At 37.6% G+C, this 16,959-nt stretch carries 18 protein-coding genes; all 18 read right to left on the minus strand.

Going from position 1 to position 16,959, the window contains the following annotated elements; translation table 11 throughout:
• Nucleotides 1–2: 2 nt before the first annotated feature.
• Nucleotides 3–1,409 (minus strand): glycosyltransferase family 39 protein, encoded by a 1,407-nt coding sequence (locus KOE27_RS10935; protein WP_215238920.1) that lies wholly within the window; start codon nucleotides 1,407–1,409, stop codon nucleotides 3–5.
• Nucleotides 1,410–1,481: 72 nt separating this feature from the next.
• Nucleotides 1,482–2,204: a glycosyltransferase family 32 protein gene (locus KOE27_RS10940; protein ID WP_215238921.1), complete on the minus strand. Its 723-nt coding sequence runs from the start codon at nucleotides 2,202–2,204 to the stop codon at nucleotides 1,482–1,484.
• A gap of 59 nt (nucleotides 2,205–2,263) precedes the next feature.
• Nucleotides 2,264–3,244, minus strand: a complete 981-nt coding sequence (locus tag KOE27_RS10945; RefSeq protein ID WP_215238922.1) for a glycosyltransferase family 2 protein — start codon at nucleotides 3,242–3,244, stop codon at nucleotides 2,264–2,266.
• A gap of 23 nt (nucleotides 3,245–3,267) precedes the next feature.
• On the minus strand, nucleotides 3,268–4,284 hold the full coding sequence (locus KOE27_RS10950; RefSeq protein ID WP_215238923.1) for a glycosyltransferase: 1,017 nt from the start codon (nucleotides 4,282–4,284) through the stop codon (nucleotides 3,268–3,270).
• Between the two features lie 10 nt (nucleotides 4,285–4,294).
• A complete protein-coding gene (locus KOE27_RS10955; protein ID WP_229252966.1) occupies nucleotides 4,295–5,056 on the minus strand; it encodes a methyltransferase domain-containing protein in 762 nt (253 codons plus the stop codon).
• Nucleotides 5,053–5,868 (minus strand): glycosyltransferase family 2 protein, encoded by an 816-nt coding sequence (locus tag KOE27_RS10960; protein ID WP_215238925.1) that lies wholly within the window; start codon nucleotides 5,866–5,868, stop codon nucleotides 5,053–5,055. Before KOE27_RS10960 ends, KOE27_RS10955 begins: the two co-directional genes overlap by 4 nt.
• A 61-nt stretch (nucleotides 5,869–5,929) precedes the next feature.
• Complete coding sequence (locus KOE27_RS10965; protein ID WP_215238926.1) at nucleotides 5,930–7,183, minus strand: glycosyltransferase family 4 protein; 1,254 nt, start codon at nucleotides 7,181–7,183, stop codon at nucleotides 5,930–5,932.
• Complete coding sequence (locus tag KOE27_RS10970) at nucleotides 7,184–8,098, minus strand: nucleotide-diphospho-sugar transferase (protein WP_215238927.1); 915 nt, start codon at nucleotides 8,096–8,098, stop codon at nucleotides 7,184–7,186.
• On the minus strand, nucleotides 8,098–8,958 hold the full coding sequence (locus KOE27_RS10975) for a class I SAM-dependent methyltransferase (protein WP_215238928.1): 861 nt from the start codon (nucleotides 8,956–8,958) through the stop codon (nucleotides 8,098–8,100). The genes KOE27_RS10970 and KOE27_RS10975 overlap by 1 nt, the downstream gene beginning before the upstream one ends.
• A gap of 18 nt (nucleotides 8,959–8,976) precedes the next feature.
• Nucleotides 8,977–9,792: a glycosyltransferase family 2 protein gene (locus KOE27_RS10980; protein WP_215238929.1), complete on the minus strand. Its 816-nt coding sequence runs from the start codon at nucleotides 9,790–9,792 to the stop codon at nucleotides 8,977–8,979.
• A 52-nt stretch (nucleotides 9,793–9,844) separates the two neighbouring features.
• Nucleotides 9,845–10,555: an FkbM family methyltransferase gene (locus KOE27_RS10985; protein WP_215238930.1), complete on the minus strand. Its 711-nt coding sequence runs from the start codon at nucleotides 10,553–10,555 to the stop codon at nucleotides 9,845–9,847.
• Nucleotides 10,552–11,409 carry a glycosyltransferase family 2 protein gene (locus KOE27_RS10990; RefSeq protein WP_255573744.1) on the minus strand — a complete coding sequence of 286 codons (858 nt, stop codon included), beginning with the start codon at nucleotides 11,407–11,409 and terminating at the stop codon, nucleotides 10,552–10,554. Before KOE27_RS10990 ends, KOE27_RS10985 begins: the two co-directional genes overlap by 4 nt.
• Complete coding sequence (locus tag KOE27_RS10995) at nucleotides 11,409–12,362, minus strand: nucleotide-diphospho-sugar transferase (protein WP_215238932.1); 954 nt, start codon at nucleotides 12,360–12,362, stop codon at nucleotides 11,409–11,411. Before KOE27_RS10995 ends, KOE27_RS10990 begins: the two co-directional genes overlap by 1 nt.
• Nucleotides 12,363–12,412: 50 nt before the next feature.
• The gene (locus tag KOE27_RS11000) at nucleotides 12,413–13,312 is read right to left on the minus strand and encodes a glycosyltransferase family 8 protein (RefSeq protein WP_215238933.1); all 900 of its coding nucleotides are present in this window, start codon (nucleotides 13,310–13,312) and stop codon (nucleotides 12,413–12,415) included.
• Between the two features lie 85 nt (nucleotides 13,313–13,397).
• Nucleotides 13,398–14,516, minus strand: coding sequence for a glycosyltransferase family protein (locus KOE27_RS11005; RefSeq protein WP_215238934.1), 1,119 nt, complete (start codon nucleotides 14,514–14,516; stop codon nucleotides 13,398–13,400).
• Nucleotides 14,509–15,648, minus strand: a complete 1,140-nt coding sequence (gene rffA / locus KOE27_RS11010) for a dTDP-4-amino-4,6-dideoxygalactose transaminase (protein WP_215238935.1) — start codon at nucleotides 15,646–15,648, stop codon at nucleotides 14,509–14,511. Before rffA ends, KOE27_RS11005 begins: the two co-directional genes overlap by 8 nt.
• Complete coding sequence (locus KOE27_RS11015; protein ID WP_215238936.1) at nucleotides 15,626–16,546, minus strand: glycoside hydrolase family protein; 921 nt, start codon at nucleotides 16,544–16,546, stop codon at nucleotides 15,626–15,628. Before KOE27_RS11015 ends, rffA begins: the two co-directional genes overlap by 23 nt.
• Nucleotides 16,543–16,938 carry a phytanoyl-CoA dioxygenase family protein gene (locus KOE27_RS11020; protein WP_255573745.1) on the minus strand — a complete coding sequence of 132 codons (396 nt, stop codon included), beginning with the start codon at nucleotides 16,936–16,938 and terminating at the stop codon, nucleotides 16,543–16,545. The genes KOE27_RS11015 and KOE27_RS11020 overlap by 4 nt, the downstream gene beginning before the upstream one ends.
• Nucleotides 16,939–16,959 lie beyond the last annotated feature (21 nt).

Genomic DNA, 16,959 nt, shown 5'->3' on the forward strand with positions numbered 1-16,959 from the left:
ACTTATGACCGCCCGGCTAATTTAAACCAGTTCCAACCTATGATAATCACGGAAACGAGGACCAGATAGGGAATAAAATACTTCTTATTCTTCATGTTCATCTGGGAAACCCCGAAGGACGCAAAAATCAGCAACACAGGTACCAGAGGCAAATGGAACCTTTCCGAAAGTGCGAAACCGCTGGACGCCAGCACGAAAAGATAAGAAGCAAGAACGGACAATAACAAAATATGCTCCCGCAGCTGCTTCTGCTTATAAAGTGCAAAGAGGCCGATAAAGATGAAGAAGGCATATACATTCCTCGTGAAGTAGGCCCCGGCCAGCATCATCGCATTGGGCTGATCAGCGATGTAAACAAGGGTTGGGAATGGTGCCATTAGCATAAAGGGCAGGAAGACACTTCGGGACCCGTACCGGGCCAGCTTGTTTGCTCCATCACGTGTCGCAAAATTATCCATTTGCGAAGTAAGATTCTTGTCGCTGGCATCCAGATACTCATTAATGTTATTGATCAGCGGCGTTGAAGCAATCCAAAAAGCACCAAGTAGTAACACCAGAATAATGTTTCCACGTTTATTGATCGCCGACACCCTTCTGGAGGTCAGGACCACAGCTAAACCCACGGAGCCGATCAGACAAGCGGCCAAAACAGTTCGAAAAAAGAATAACGAAGCTCCCAGCAACAGGAGTAAAATCATGTCACGAAGATTTACTTTACGGCCTCTGATCAGTTTATCCGCCAGATAAACAAATGAAACCATTAGAAAAACCATTTCTGTTTCCTTTACGTGCAAGCCACAGTAATAAACCAAATTCGGGACCAGCATTGCCATGATACCGGCAATCCGCCCTGTGGATTCCCCGAAGTTATTCCTTCCAATTTTATATACCAAAAGGCAGGTAAGACTCCCTAAAACAGCTTTTATCAGACGTGGCACCAGCACATTCTCACCAAAAACATAATACAGAAGTCCAAGGTAGAAGGGATATCCCATATCAGAATAATTGGTACCGATGTAGGCCAGATAAACATCAAACTTCCCGTTCTGCAACAAGGAGACTAACCATACTCCTTCCTCGTGATATCCTCTGGAATCGCCAGCCTCAAATTCGAAGGGTTCTCCCGTCATGATGGTATAGAAGAAGTAACTAAAAACCACCCAAACAAAACGGATGACAAACGAAGTCCAGAATAATTTCTTTTGATAAGCTTGCGGGGAGCTATCGCCCCATTTTTTCGTTAATTTACTTAGAAAAACAAGGAATAGAACAACCTCCAGAAATCCGAATAGCGTCCATAATACTGGCAATGCTCTGCCAAAAAAGACTACCGAAGTCAGAATCATAATCCCCAAAAAAGTTGCCAGACTCTTTTGAGCAAAAAACTTGGGAAGATAGGTTAATAGCAAGTCGAAATATGTTATTTTATGAGTTCTACTTTTGTCTATCCCTAAGAGATAAGAGGCTGATTTTGTTAATTATCAAAATGACAATACCGTTCGTTTAATCTTTATGAGTTGATCCGTAATTTTTGGTCCCAGAATTTTCCTGAAAAAGTATTTTTTAATTTTACTGCCAAGAGGTTGCCAAGAGCCTTCGAAATGATGAATGCAATAAGTGTTTGGGGTAACATTGATGAGTCCAGAGCGTTCCTTAGGGCAAAAATAGTCTTTAGGGAAGATATGTATCCACTCCTTATAAATCTGATAGCCATTCTTTAATTTAAACCCTTCTCCTGCCATAATTCCTGATATAATTTCCACATTGGTAGTCATGTCATAGCTTCCATCCGCCAGCAGGAAGTGTTTCCCATTATAATATTGCAATTGCTCCTCAGCCCATTTTCCAAATGGTTCGCTTGCCATTATACCTGTTGGAATTTCTGTTTCACTCTCAAAGCCTGAAAATGCCGGAAGATGTAACAAGTTATCCAGACTTTTCAGTACCTCTACATCCGTATCCATATATATGCCACCGAATCGGTAAAGGGCATACAAGCGTACATAGTCCGTTACAAATGCAAATTTTCGGGCTTGATAGGCCTCTTTCACATAAGGTACGCTGTCGACATCAAATGTAGCTTCATCCCATAACCTCAGCTCATAGTCTGGCAGAAATTTCTGCCAGGAAGTGATGCACCTATTTGCCATAACTGGCATTTTGCCCCTACCAAACCAACAATAATGAATCACTTTGGGAATCATACCCGATTTTGCCTGTAAAATAATTGTATCCTTAGACCTAATACAAATGAAACAAGTACCTAATCTAGCATTCCTGATGCCTGCCGGTTATACGCAATGCGTAAGAAAGCCTGTTTAATGAACGAACCAAGCTGCTTAGCCTCAAAGTACGTCTTCACGAGCAGTAAGGGCCACTGGTATATAAAACGGTAGAAAAAGGGTTGTTTGTTAAAGTCAATCTTAGCCAAAATCGCCTGTACCTCATCAGAGTGCCAGGACTTAAGATAGAATCCAGTTAAGGATCTTACCCGTAGGCCATCCAAAAGAAACTTCAATTCCTGATTTACATTTTCCTCTTCTTGAAGATAAGCAAGGTTAAAAATCACATGCTCCTTCTTCTGCCAATATCTGCCCATCCCGAGCGCCCGAGCCGAAACATCGACATCCTGATCGGAGTAGGCCAGATTTTTTCTAACATATCCTACTTTATTCCTAAGCGCAATTCTGACCCATAAATCAACATCCTCTCCAAACCTCAGACTAGCGCTAAACCCTCCCTGTGCCTCAAATATATCCTTACGTACCACTACAAACGAACAATTGACTGGAACCCAGAATGTCCGGCTGTAAACACTGAAATAGTTTATATAACCTATTTGAAAATCATCATCCAAACCAATGTTGGCCTGTATGCTCCTTCCGTTCTTTACGATATAGTAACCTGAACCATACATTCCTGCAAGCGGAAAACCGGTAATCAAATTCTTCATTTCATTAAGAAAATTCGAATGCCACCAGTCATCCGAATCCAAGAAAGCGACATAGTCAAACCGTGCTTCCTTTACTCCATTGTTACGCGCAGTAGAAACTCCCAAGTTGGGTTGAGGTATAAGCCGCAGCCTCGGGTCCGTAAAACATTTCAATTTTGCCGGGCTATCGTCAGTGGAGCCATCATCAATAACAATCACTTCAAAATCGGCAAAAGATTGATCTAATACCGACTTTATCGCCCTTTCAATGTAGCTTGCCTTGTTGTATAACGGAATTATGACTGAAAACACTTAAGAAAATTTGTAGTCCAATCCTATGCGTCCCTTGAATTAATCAACCATTCTATTGATTTGATTGGGGTAAGGTAATTAATATAATATTCACGTGCATTCCTTTCCAGCATCTTTCTGTAAACCGGTGTACCCACAATCATCTCTATTGCATCTCTCAATTCTCCTTCTTCACCAGACACAATATGAATGTTTTTACCGTGCTCAAGTGGCACTAACAGATCATTAATTATTGGCGTAGAAATAATAGCCTTACCTAATGCCAAATATTCTCCCAGTTTCCAGCCATGGCACAATGCCCACGCAGGAGTATTAAATACCAATACGGATGCCTTATTCTTCTCTATATAAGTACGTTTACTTACTCTTGAAGTGTCAATCATCAAATCTTGAAACGCTGGATTCATATTCCTAATGGTACTGTATACAAAACCTCCTTCAAAATTCAGATATGATAAAGTTTTGCAAACTTTAATAAAGTTGGCTCTGTGATGATTAACGGTTGCATCATTATTTATCCATTGGTCACTATTCCACAGCGTGTTAATAGAGTATATATAACTTTCAGAAGCACAGGCTGGCTCATATGATTCAATTGGCAACTGCTTGCTTTGCTTGTAATATTTGGAAAGAAAACGTTTAACATCGCTTACACGGTTATATTCTTTCATCAAATTAGATAAGCCATAGTACAAACTCTCATACCTGCTCCATACTTTTATACCAAAGCTGGGAGGCATAATAACTATTTTCCTTCGATACAACGTAAGCGTCTTATCCGAATTAAAGTTAATCTTACCATAACAGTCACTCCACTCGTAATCCGTTTTATCAATGGAGGTATCATCGCTTGGGTCTATGATGTATCTTACTATACCTGATAACCCTATAATAACAAATCTGATATTTAAGTTCGGTCCTAATTCTCTAAAATAATCGTTTGAAAAATAAACATTTTCCCTTCCGAAAAAATCATACAGCCCTTTAATATAAAAAGCGTTGTAATCAACATCTACGTAGGAATCAATATATATTTTCATAACGAAACATTCAGGATGCCTTTAACTGCGCTACAACGCACACATCTTCACTAGGTCTGTTGTGAGTGAACGGTATATTAGCGAGCTCATCTTCCAAAGTTATCTCGCGTACATTTTTGAATTTTCCCGAAGATTCCAGTTGGTAGATCAACCCCTCTGCATCATAACACCATTCATGTTTTTCAAATGGGAGGCTATGTGAAAAAATAGAAAAGTAGAAACTATCCGGGCTGTCCTTTGGAATTCGTTTTAAAGCCCAGTTATAATTCTCTCGTATTTGTCCTGACAAATAAAAACCAACATACTTTCTCAAATCAGGCGTAGAAATAAGTATATAGCCATCCTCATTCAGAAGTTTGGCACAGTTATCGAGTACCATTCTGCCCGCTTCTGGCGTGAAGTGCTCAAAAACATGTTGCATCCTTATCAAATCAAACTTACCTAGTTCCTGAAGTGCAGCATCTGTTGCATGGACCATATCGATCCGGTAATATTTACCCCTTTTGTTTACCAATGTTTCAGGAAACAAATCAACATAGGTAAAATAATCATCAAAAGTACCACCACAGCCAATTTCAAGCCAGCTCGTTCTATTTTGATTCAGCAACTTTTCCTTTAATCCTCCATTTGCACTTGCTTTAAGAAACCCTCCTTTTCCTTCCAAAGATGCATGAAAACGCTCCAATTGTGCAACTTTGTAATTCTTTATTGTTCTCCTGGTAAAAACAATTATTCCCAGTTTATCCAGGAATTTAATTATAACTTTCTTCATAGTTTCCACTTATTTCTCATTCTGTCAAAGCCAAAAAGCAATCTGTACAAATTGATGACCAAAAACCAAATCATACTATTACCTTTTAATCTCCTGAGTATCATCTCATCCATCGCAAACGTTTGGTAGTCTAAAAGAATACTTTTGGGAAGTACCTCCTGCAAAACCTGAGAACGCTCTCTCTTATCCAATTCCTTGTGAGTGCTACTGATACCTTGGGTATCAAACCAAACGACATTTATATCCCTATATTCAGTTTTCTCATTATGCAAGCCAACCGTTATAAGATAAAACTTCCAGTCCGACACAATTTTCAGTGTTTCATCATACAATCCGTATCGATCAAATAATGATCTTTTAATGTACGCACAGGCATGAAAAATCGTAGAACGGTAAAGATCCAAAAGCGTAATCTGCCGCCCGGCATAACTCCGTTCAACTACCCTTTTACCATTTATTTCCCTTATTTTATTTCCATAGAGGATGCTGCAATCAGGCATCTCATGAAGCATTTGCTCGGTTACTTCACAAGTCAGAAGATAATCTCCAGAATTTAAAAACTGGCAATAGTCTCCACTCGCTTGCCGAATTCCCTTATTCATGGCTTGGTATATTCCTTGGTCTGATTCACTAATCCAATAAGTGATTTTGTCTTCATACTTTTTAATAACATCTACGCTTCCGTCTGTTGATCCTCCATCAATTACAATATATTCAAAATCCTGAGAAGTCTGACAAACTACGCTTTCAATGGTCTTTTCTAAACCAACCGAGTTATTGAGGTTAACGGTAATGATGGAAAGTTGTGGCATTTTTAGCGACGCTCCATTTTATGATTCGTAGATTTAACTTTCAATAAACATCACAAAGGGTTTATAAACTCTCATATAATTTTAGGTATTCAGCAGATATACGTTTTTCATTAAAATTATTAAATACTTTCTTTCTAGCCTCCGCAGAAAGTCTATCGTTATGATTTTCATTCAAACACCACATCATACCATGAGACAGATCCTCCACTGAAAAAGGAGCAGCAAGGTAACCATTTCTCTTATGATCAATCAGATCAGGATTTCCTCCAATATTAAACCCAACCACCGGGGTTTCACATGCCATGGCCTCCATGATCATCAAGGAAAGATTCTCCGATATGGATGGAGCAATGACTACATCAGCAGCTGATAGTATATCCATAAGTTGCGTATCCTGGTTAATACTACCAAGATATCTTATGCGATATCCATTAATATTACTCAATTCCTTAACATTGCTGCCGAGTATGAGCAATTCAATATTACTATGCTTGCCCATGGGTAGTAATTCAAATACTCTTCTTACAAAATGAAATCCCTTTCTTACGTCATCCAAAGCGTTCATTGCCCCATATAAAATATAGTTCCTATCCCTGCTTAATCCCAATCTTTCCTTGGCCAACACTTTATCCACAGATTTAAATTTTCCTGTATTAATTGGATATGGTATCACAGTAATTGGAAATCTTCCAAGCAAAGAGCTCCTGGAAGCGCTTTCACCCAACCACTTGCTTGGAGTTACAACATGAATATTACATTGCCTATATATCCTCGATTTCTTCTCCCATATTTCTCTTGAAAGATCCCTGTCTCTAGCAGAATTTAGAAGATTGCAGCTTCCACAAGCCCCTCTATAGTTATCGCAGTCATCAAAATAATGACAGATCCCTGTAAATGCCCAGCAATCATGTAAAGTCCAGACAATAGGCTTTTTTATATATTTCAGCTCTTCCAAGTCAAGAAACTGATGCGAAATCCAATGCAGATGAAGGATATCAAAATCCAGTTTAGCGAAAGCCTCACTTAATGATACCGAACTCAGATTGGAAATAAATGTGTCTTTCCTATGATTGTAGTTACCAATCTTCCACTTATACCATCTATTTTCCACCTTGGTTTTAAATAAATCAATCTGACCAGCTAACCCCTGTTTAGTAAAATCATCGGCTAGCAAGACTTTCTCATGCGCAGATTCTTTGTATTTTACCAACATTTCAATTTCGACTCCACTTTTATGAAGAGCTTCAAATATTCTAAAAGAGGCCCTTGCAGCACCGCCGTTAATATCACTATGGCTTAGGGACAGTATCTTCACTTATAGCACCAATTTTATAAGTTTCAATAACGCCCTTTTGACAAGGCTCCTTTTTCCAGGGTTGATAAATCTTTCGAAAAGATACCACTCCATAAATTTATTAACCCGCACCTTCGGATGAACCAAAGGAAACGAGATAGGAGTCAGCGGGAGTTGAGCAATGTTAATACCCGCATCAAAGGTATGTGTCGAATCTTCGTCGAATCCGATATTAGAGATCAGATTTCTAGCAGGGATGATAGTGTATGATCCTTGTAAAAAACGGCAAAATAACCACTGGAAGTCCCAGACATCACGGCGCACCACACCAAAATAGTGATCAAATTCTCTTTTAAAATGACTAAAGTAAATATCTCTCTTCAAATGAAGTCTGACCTTATCCTGCCCCTGCTTGGTATTCCATGCTGACGCAGTATAGTCGAAATGTTTCCATGCCGTCCTCCAGCTTGCCCACCCCCAGCTAAAACCCATATTTGAGAATATATAGGACTCCCTCCCCCATTTCAAATTAATCAACGGATTACTCCCCGCTATCATCGATACTTTCGGATCATCTCGAAACCTTTGTAACAGCTCTTCACAAAAATAAAAGAAACTCTCATCAGCAAGGCAATCCTCCTCCAGAATGATCCCTTGCTCCACATGCTCAAAAAACCAGGTTATTGCCTCCGCTGGGCCATAACCACATCCTCTGTTTTCCTCACGAAACAACGTTTTCAACTCACAATCCCAATCAATTTGCTTAATAATTTCTCTGGTAGCAGCACATTTCCAAAAATCATCCTGTTGATCCGGTCGTGGGCCGTCTGCAGCAATAAATAGATATTTTGGTTTCACCTTTTTAATCTGATCAAAGGCCCTCTTAGCAATATAAGGACGATTAAATATTATAAAAAGTACTGGCGTAGCAAACACTATTTACTAACCGGTTTCCGTGCCTCAATGAACAAAGAAGTAGGATCATAAATTCGATTGTTTTTAACATCTAATTCATATCGTGCCCAATCCAAAATATCACTTTCGAAGGGAGTTTTTATTTTGACTTCATTAAAACCTACCTCTGTTAACATTCTGGATAATGAAAATCTGTCATACATCCAATAATGAACCTCACCACCTTTCCTGAACTGGCCAATTCTCATAAAATCCATTTCCTCTCTGGTAAGCAATAACCTTAGTAAATTACGTCGAACTCCAGAATAATTAAAATTTCTACTAATTCGTCGTAATAAAGTCAAGAAAAAGGAATCTCTTTCTTTCCCTTTGGTAGCATTCAGATATCTGCTTCTTATCAACTCTGCTACATAACCAATTCGCCCTATAACATACTCTTCATTAATCAATACCGGTCGTTCTATATAGTTTAGCATTTGCCCGCCATTATAATTTCTCACAGTCTGATCATACATCTCCAACAGAATCCAGTCATAATTTTGCTCAGCCAAATCATTTTTATCCGACAGGCACAAATTGAGATACGTTAAATATTCTTTTACAATATTTTCCAAATCAGGAGTTACTATTCTTATAATACCCCCTGGTTTCGTGACCCGATAACACTCCGATAAGAAATATATTGACCTCTCTCTTGGTATGTGTTCCAGTACCTGCGAGTGATAAACAACGTCATAAGTATTTGCCTGAAATGGTAGCTCGTTTAATATATTATACTCAATGACCTCAGGGTAATGAGAAACCATATCAATATTGGTCCAATCTCCATGAAACTTATCTCCACATCCAACATTCAGAAGTGCAGGCTTCTTATTACTCATATTAATTAATAATAAATATTACTTGGAAAGTAATCTGGAAATATTTTTAATTACTTTATAATAAAAAACCATTACCCTGTAAAGTAATGGTTGACTCCTATACCAAACTAGAATCTGCATCTCCTTCTCCTTTGTAAACCAATACTGATAATCATCAAGTACTCGTTTTGGAAGATGTTGCATAAGAATCGAGTCTATCTCAAGGAGCGAATTATCGTCTGGCTTTGAACTACGTCCATTCATATCGTAATAAACAAGAAATTGATCAACATATTTGCAGTTAACATTTCCAATAATAATAGTCTTAATCCAAAACTCATAATCGGAATGAATTTTATAATTTTCATTATAAATTCCATATTTCAAGAACAAATCTCTTTTTATTAATGTTGACTGATGGCCTATCGTCCTATTGAAAAAGCTTCTCATAGTGAGATACTTAGGATATCTCAATTCCTCAAATCTCTTTTCCCCATCATAACTGAGCTTAGTATTAAAGTAGATAATATCTTCTCCGTTGCATTCCTTTATAGCCCTTGATAGACTACCCTCACAAAGCCAATCACCAGAGTTTAAAAACAGACAATAGTCCCCGGTAGCCATAGCTAAGCCCTTATTCATATCAGCATATATGCCATTCTTTGGTTCCGATACCCAAGAAGTAATATCATCTGCGTACCTTTTTATAATTTCCAGACTTCCGTCGGTCGATTGGCCATCCACAATTATATATTCACAATTGCTAGTGATTTGGGATACTACACTTTCAACTGTTTTTGCTAATCCCTCTGCATCATTCCAATTTATGGTAATTATGGAAAGCCTCTTGATCATTTAAACGGTGTTGAATATGTAATTTACAGTAACGTTTATTTACCTACCAGTATCAACCTCTGTAAAATATGCCCTCCATCTGAAGCAGTTCCCCGGTTTCATAGTTACGGTGCCCACCTTCTACAAGCATCAGCTTAAATCCATATTCCCTCAGTAAATAAATCATTTCATACATAAGGGTTTCTCCTTCGTAAAGCGGCAATAGAGACAATTCAAGTTGAAATCCGGATATCTTATGTAATGATTGCAAACTTCCATCGAAAACCTGTTTTTCAAAACCTTGAGTATCAATCTTAATGTACAACCGGCTGAGCTCGTTGTAGTACTGATCAATGAGAGAGTCAATGGTTTTTACAGGAACATTAATTTTATGTAAATATTTAGATTCCGGGGCACTTTCCAAATGAGTTGGAAGTATGTCAAGTATAGAGCTGCTATACGAATTTTGAGACACGTTAAGTTGAGATTCTCCAATAAAATTACCTATCGCAATTGGCACTACCGACCAGGCAGGATCATTGTCTGCATGAGATTTTAATTTCAAAAATGCATCTGGTAAAGGTTCAAATGAAACAATTTGCCCATCAAAACCCATTTTTCTTAGTCGTTGACCATATTGACCCGTGTTGGCTCCGATATCAAATACTAAATTTATATTGTATTTTCTCAGCAGATCCAGTTGTTGACGTACACTTGGATCTGTTGGCAGGTGCAGGATATCATAACCAAACCGTTGCATGATACGCTTTACAAATCTTTTCATCTATTGATTGTCAAATGCAATTTCCTTTGAATAGCTCTTGTTATTCGCTGGCAGAAAACACCAAATCTTATAACTCCCATATTCTCCAAAGATTTATACACCCTGAATTCCCTGCTTTCCAACCATTCAAAGGTCTGATTTTCAAGTCTGTTCAGCAATTCATAGTCAGGGAGGAACAAAGGGTATTTTTGTTGAAGGATACGTAATTGTTCCTGTTTCCTCAATAGTTCTGTGCGGGGATCGCAGCTAATCCCATCCATATTGAAATATGCTATTACGCCTGTATAGTGCAGATATGTACAATTAAACACAAACAAAGCTTCCAAAAAGAACAACCAGTCAGAAGTAATCCTTAATTGTTCATTATAAAGGCCAATAGTATCAAATAGACTTCTTTTGATAAATGTTGCCTGATGGGGAAGTGTTCCCAGAAATAACGTTTTCGCGGTTACCTGGTCAGGTGAAGGAACCAGCCATTTTATAGCCTGCTTTACATTGTCATAAAAATAAATATCTCCTGATATAATATCTGCGTCTGACTGGTCTGCAAGAGCTCTCCTCAGTATTTCGGGCCCGGACAACCAGTCGCCAGAATTAAGAAAGAGGCAATATTTACCCTTAGCAACATTTATACCTTTATTCATTGCGTGGTAAATACCATTGTCCGGCTCCGAAGTCCAGTAATTAATAAAGGCTGAGTTTTCCCGAATTATATCCAGACTGCCATCAGTTGAACCTCCGTCAATAATTATATATTCAAAACTCTCAAAGGACTGTTGCAATACGCTTCGAATGGTTTGTAACAACCCTTCCTTATTGTTGAGATTAATAGTAATCAGTGATAACTGTAACACTATACTTTGTAAGAAATCATACGTTTTACAAAACGCTTCAACCTCCTTAAAATACCGACCTGCTCCACCTCTCCAAAGAGTAACCTCTGAACGTATACGTCTGCCTTATAATTTCGTCTCATTAGATCTGGATGTTCCAACGGAAACTCAATTTCAACTGTAGGAATATTAGCAAGGAGACTGGTGTCGTCCCGAAAATGAGTTCCATTACTGCCATGGCCTATGTTCGATACCAAATTAACAGTTGGAATAATAGCCAATTGTCTTCTACTCATACTAAGAAAATGAAACTGAAAATCCCACATATCCTGGGGTTGGTTATAATACATCCATTCAAACTGGTTCTTCCACCAAACTTGATAAGGGAGCTCATTAAATAAAAAGCCCAAAATAGTCCTCCTATTTAAATCATTCCAATTTCCAATTCCAAAATCAAACCCCAGCCATGCTCTCCGCCATGTGGCCCAGCCCCAGCTGGATGGGAAAACAGAAAAATAGTAATTCTCCCTTATATCCATGGGTTGTAAGGGCTGAAAATTATTTCCAGAAATTGCAGAAACTCTGTCATCTAATCGATACCTTTTCAACATATCGCTGCAAAAAACAAAAAATGAGTCATTTGGCGCACAATCATCCTCAATAATTATTCCCTCCGAAACATGGGTAAAAAACCACGAAATTGCCTGGGAAGGCCCTCTTCCACAACCCAGATTCTGGTCATTAAACATAGTTTTAACAGTACATTCCCAGTCTATATTACTTAGTATCCAATTACGAACAGCTTCGCATAGCTCCCTTTCTCCATCTCTATCTATCCTGTGCCCGTCAGCGGCAATAAAAAAATTAATCGGTTTACAGCGACGAATTCTTTCAAAAACAATTTTGGTCTCCTCTATCCTGTTAAACACAATAAAAAGGATCGGTGTGTCAAAAAAATCACACGTATCAGACATAGGTTAAACTGCTCGAATCAAATCTCTCAAAATAAAGATTGCAAGCACACTCATTTAATGAAGTGAAGTCTACGCAATATATAAATAATTTTATCTCCCAATGTTCGGGTACGAAATGGCTTTCCTATTGGGGTAAAATATTTGTATGGTGTTTGACTCAAATAAAAAAAATAATCCTTTTTGTATGTATGCTCGTTGTAATGGTACCACGGCTTGTTACTCCCGGTAAAATGGACTATAAAAGGATACGTGGTAAAAAATTTCAACTGAACATCAGAATAGCCAAGCACCGTAGCACTTGGTAAAAAAAAACCATGAGTCAAATTCCACAACGGAGAAAATATCTTACAAGACTTATAAAGAATCGCATTAAGAGCATCTTGATCCCAGAAAACAATCTTCTCATGATTATCTGAAATATACTGTAAAATTTTAGCCGAAATGTTATCATTACGCCATCTGGTAAGATTCATCAACAAGACACCTGCATTAAAATAAGGGTAACCGCCAGGTATATTAAGTAATTTCTTATGTTCCTCGGACGCAAAATCTTTGGCCGCTGCAATGTGAAAGTCAGTAACAGATTTGCACCATAACGCCAGAATATTAGTCCTTATTATAACATCCGAGTCCAAAAAAAGAACCTTTGGTATTTTGTAATCCAATATTAAAGGAATCAAAATCCTATAATAGGTCACAATTGATACGTGCCCATTCACCGGTACATTGCTTAACAAGTTCTGATCAACTGCATAATGAGAAAAAGTAGAGCCATATCGCACTACAATTCTCTCAATTTCAAAAAACTTACTTCTACTTTCTTGATCTGTTATAAGATGAATGTGGAAATTAAATATTTTATTATTTTGAAAAAGGGAAGTGAGCATTACACAACAATGTTGAATATAGCTGGAATCAATAGTACAAGCTACATGAATCTTATCATCCATAATTAATATTCCTCAATAGTGCAATAACAAATACTAATTCGATTATTTTGACAGCGATTATATAAAATCGGTATGGCTTGAACATTTAAGTAAACAAATACTTGATATTTTCAAATCCGAAACTCATATTCCTATTATTAAAAACATCAGAAAATTGCCGCTGAGCCAAAGTCTCAGCATAATTTTTGTCGTTAAGAACTTTTAACGACGCATTCAAAAAATTTCCTATGTGCTTAAAATGAGGATATACGCTATCCAAATTATTAATATCAGAATTATTACCATCATAAAAATCCCAAAACAATTGAGGGGTTCCTGTAAGGCATGCGTCAAACCCTGCGTAACCGGCGGGTCTGTTTAGATAACCCTGAAACCAAATCAAGTCCAATTGCTCTTTATTTATCGTTTCCTTGATATCTTCCTGATGTCCCCTAAACAAAACTGAACCCTTTATACCAAGCGTATTGATATATCGATCATAGCCAGCCTCTTCAACAACTCCCGCTCCAAAAATATGTAATTGTACCTTAACATTCAATTCCAAGAGTAATTTAAATACATAAAAAAAGGGATCCAGCGGTTTATCTTTGCTAAGTCTTGTAAAAATCCCTATTTTCTTTTCCGAATCTATATTTTTAAATTTCCAAGTTTTATAATCCAGAGTTGGTTTCAATAATAGAGGTAAATAAGTATGACGATATTGGGAATAGCCCTCAAATTCATAAGCAACCTGTTCATCCGTATCAAATCCTGAAATAAAGTTATATTTGAAACCTTTGTCTATAACTCGATAATATTCTCCCTGGAAACGAGAACACATTATGAATATATTATATCGTTCAATATTAAAGGTTTTAACTCTTTCCTGAAGGGAGTGAAAAACATATTCACCCATAAAGAAGACAGATCTGAATTCCTCGAAGTAAGCCTTCAGAGTATCTTTATTGTCAAGACCCATTCTTACTTGCATTTTTTTTAACAAATTATTAGCCCTATAGCTACTTATAAATCGAACTTTTGTTCCTAGCTGTAAATGGACTTTATAGAAGAAATCTGGAAAATAGGGATGACTGTTGAGGGGTAATAGTGATAAAATTTCTATATTAATTTTTCGCTTTTTAAATTCCAAATCCAGCTCATACATTTGGCGTTGCGCGCCAGCCGGAAAAAATTCCGATACCACAAAAAGAAATTTGTTATTCATGAGTGCTGATTATTATACTACACACTCGTTTAATATCGTCGTCTTCAAGTTCAAAATACATTGGTAACCTTAAAAGACAATTAGAAAATTTGTCTGAATTTAACAAGGGACCACCAAAATACCTTGGCGCATAGTAAGTTGAAGAGTGCAAGGAAATATAATGAAACACCGCGTCTACATTATCGTCTCGAAGTTTATTAATTAGTTTTGTCCTACTTTCACTATCATTTAGAACCAGATAAAATATATGTCCATTGTTAGTAGCGTAGTCAGGTAATATCGGTAAATTAAGATTCTCAGAATACCGGATTAGATTCTCATAATATCTATTCCATAAATGTTTACGCCTGTCCTGGATGAAATCTAGATTTTCTATTTGAGCATATAAAAAAGCAGCAGTTATCTCTGAGGGTAGAAAAGAACTGCCGATATCAATCCAACTGTACTTATTTATTTCCCCTCGAAAAAACTGGGAACGGTTTGTCCCCTTTTCCCAGATTATTTCCGCTCTCTCCAAAAACCGGTCATCATTGATGGCCAACATCCCACCTTCACCACTAATAATGTTCTTAGTTTCATGGAATGAGAAGGCCGCCAAGTGACCTATACTTCCGAGAGCTCTTGTGACCCCGTTTGCACCAGTATAAAAACTGTCAATCGCTTGTGCTGCATCCTCAATAACCAATAACCCGTACTGATCGGCCAATTTCATTATCACATCCATATCACAGGCCACACCAGCATAATGAACTGCAACAATAGCTTTAGTTCTATTAGTGATCAGGAATTCGATGGCTCCTGCATCTATGTTCGGATTGTCTGTATAAGAATCCGCAAAAATAACCGAAGCTCCTTGCCGGACAAAAGCAAGAGCGGTAGAGACAAAGGTAAAACTTGGGATAATTACTTCATCCCCTGGCCTAATACCGGCTAGCATTGCCGACATTTCCAAAGCATCCGTACAAGAAGTAGTAAGCAAACACTTTTTAAAACCATACCTATTCTCAAAAAAGATCTGACACCGTTGAGTAAACATTCCATTTCCGGAAATTTTACCAGATTGTACAGCCTCATATATGTATTGGGTCTCTTTACCGGTAAAAAAAGGCTTATTGAACCCGATGTGTTTCATTTTCCATTATGGCTAAACCAAAACCTGTTCTTCCAAATTCATTTCCATTATAGAGCATATATCTATGTTCATTATGATTAAAAACAAATGGATAGCAAATCATTTCAGAATCCCAGCCCGACGCCGAAATATCTATGCCGACCAGAGAATGTTCTCTTTTCCAATTTAAACCGTCCAAACTATAAGCATAACCAATCCTGTACTTTAATCCAGTCCCGCTCCTATATGAATACCACATATGATACCCATATTTATCAACCAATACACATGGTCTTGAAAAGGCCTGTGCCGTTCCAATCTCATAAGGAATAGCAATACCCATTTTAACCCAGTCCATTCCATTGGAGGAAATTGCATATTTAATGACATGTATCATTTCGCCATTTTCCGATGACCAACTGATCGTTGATCCATACCACATTTTGTAAACTCCGGAATCATATATAACAAATGGATAGGATAAACTTATATCATCCTGATCGTCGTTCGTGACCAACGGCTTGTTCAAATACAAAACCAAATTACTTCTATTAACTAGTCTAAGAAGGCCAATCTGGCCATTCCAGTATTCTGAATCCTCAAACCGCCATGACATAACGGACAACAGACTTAAATCCCCAAGCTTCCAAAAATTACCTAAACTTATCCCATGAGAATAAAAACTAGAATCACTACCAAACGTAAAAACAGGTCTCTGATGATCTCTTAAAATTACATTTTGAACAATATCAAAATCTACAAAAGAGATTGACGACTTATTATGTACATTTCTCCCATTATAAAAAATTCGATAAATGTCTCCTCTAAGATGTAAGGCAACCGGGTTGGACGCATGAGATATAGTCTCCGGATAGTTACTAGTAACCTGATAAATTTGACCGATTTTTGTCCATTTCATTTGGATCCTATTTTATTCCATCTCCGGGTACGAAAATCCTCTACACTTTTAACCGACGGAGAACCATAGCCAAGTAGCATATTAAGAAACTTATCCTCACTATACCGTCCCCCTAGTAAATCTGGAAAATCAATTTGCTGACGGATAATAGCCTTTGTATAGACATGATTGATTCCTCTACGCACTTGTTGGGAAGTATTATAACCAGCTCTGTGAAATAACATACTATCAAATAATATAACTGAACCCGGGGCAGCGTTAATTTGAATTGAATATTTCTCTACAAATTCAGTTGATGGAATTTTAGACACTCTATGGGAAAAAGGAAGTAAAAATGTTGCTCCCGTTTCACTATTAAAGGTATCCAAGCAATAAAATGCGTTACACCCCAACGGTTCCGAGCTAGTCCAATT

This window comes from Dyadobacter sp. CECT 9275, from assembly GCF_907164905.1.
GTDB lineage: Bacteria > Bacteroidota > Bacteroidia > Cytophagales > Spirosomataceae > Dyadobacter > Dyadobacter helix.

Bases quoted from the DNA above. Each gene is read 5' to 3' on its own strand.
- KOE27_RS10960 (WP_215238925.1), bottom strand. From the start codon at position 5,868: ATGCCACAACTTTCCATCATTACCGTTAACCTCAATAACTCGGTTGGT.
- rffA (WP_215238935.1), bottom strand. From the start codon at position 15,648: ATGAAACACATCGGGTTCAATAAGCCTTTTTTTACCGGTAAAGAGACC.
- KOE27_RS11000 (WP_215238933.1), bottom strand. From the start codon at position 13,312: ATGGATGATAAGATTCATGTAGCTTGTACTATTGATTCCAGCTATATT.
- KOE27_RS10950 (WP_215238923.1), bottom strand. From the start codon at position 4,284: ATGAAAATATATATTGATTCCTACGTAGATGTTGATTACAACGCTTTT.
- KOE27_RS10980 (WP_215238929.1), bottom strand. From the start codon at position 9,792: ATGATCAAGAGGCTTTCCATAATTACCATAAATTGGAATGATGCAGAG.
- KOE27_RS11015 (WP_215238936.1), bottom strand. From the start codon at position 16,546: ATGAAATGGACAAAAATCGGTCAAATTTATCAGGTTACTAGTAACTAT.
- KOE27_RS10955 (WP_229252966.1), bottom strand. From the start codon at position 5,056: ATGAAGAAAGTTATAATTAAATTCCTGGATAAACTGGGAATAATTGTT.
- KOE27_RS10975 (WP_215238928.1), bottom strand. From the start codon at position 8,958: ATGAGTAATAAGAAGCCTGCACTTCTGAATGTTGGATGTGGAGATAAG.
- KOE27_RS10940 (WP_215238921.1), bottom strand. From the start codon at position 2,204: ATGATTCCCAAAGTGATTCATTATTGTTGGTTTGGTAGGGGCAAAATG.
- KOE27_RS10985 (WP_215238930.1), bottom strand. From the start codon at position 10,555: ATGAAAAGATTTGTAAAGCGTATCATGCAACGGTTTGGTTATGATATC.
- KOE27_RS10995 (WP_215238932.1), bottom strand. From the start codon at position 12,362: ATGTCTGATACGTGTGATTTTTTTGACACACCGATCCTTTTTATTGTG.
- KOE27_RS11005 (WP_215238934.1), bottom strand. From the start codon at position 14,516: ATGAATAACAAATTTCTTTTTGTGGTATCGGAATTTTTTCCGGCTGGC.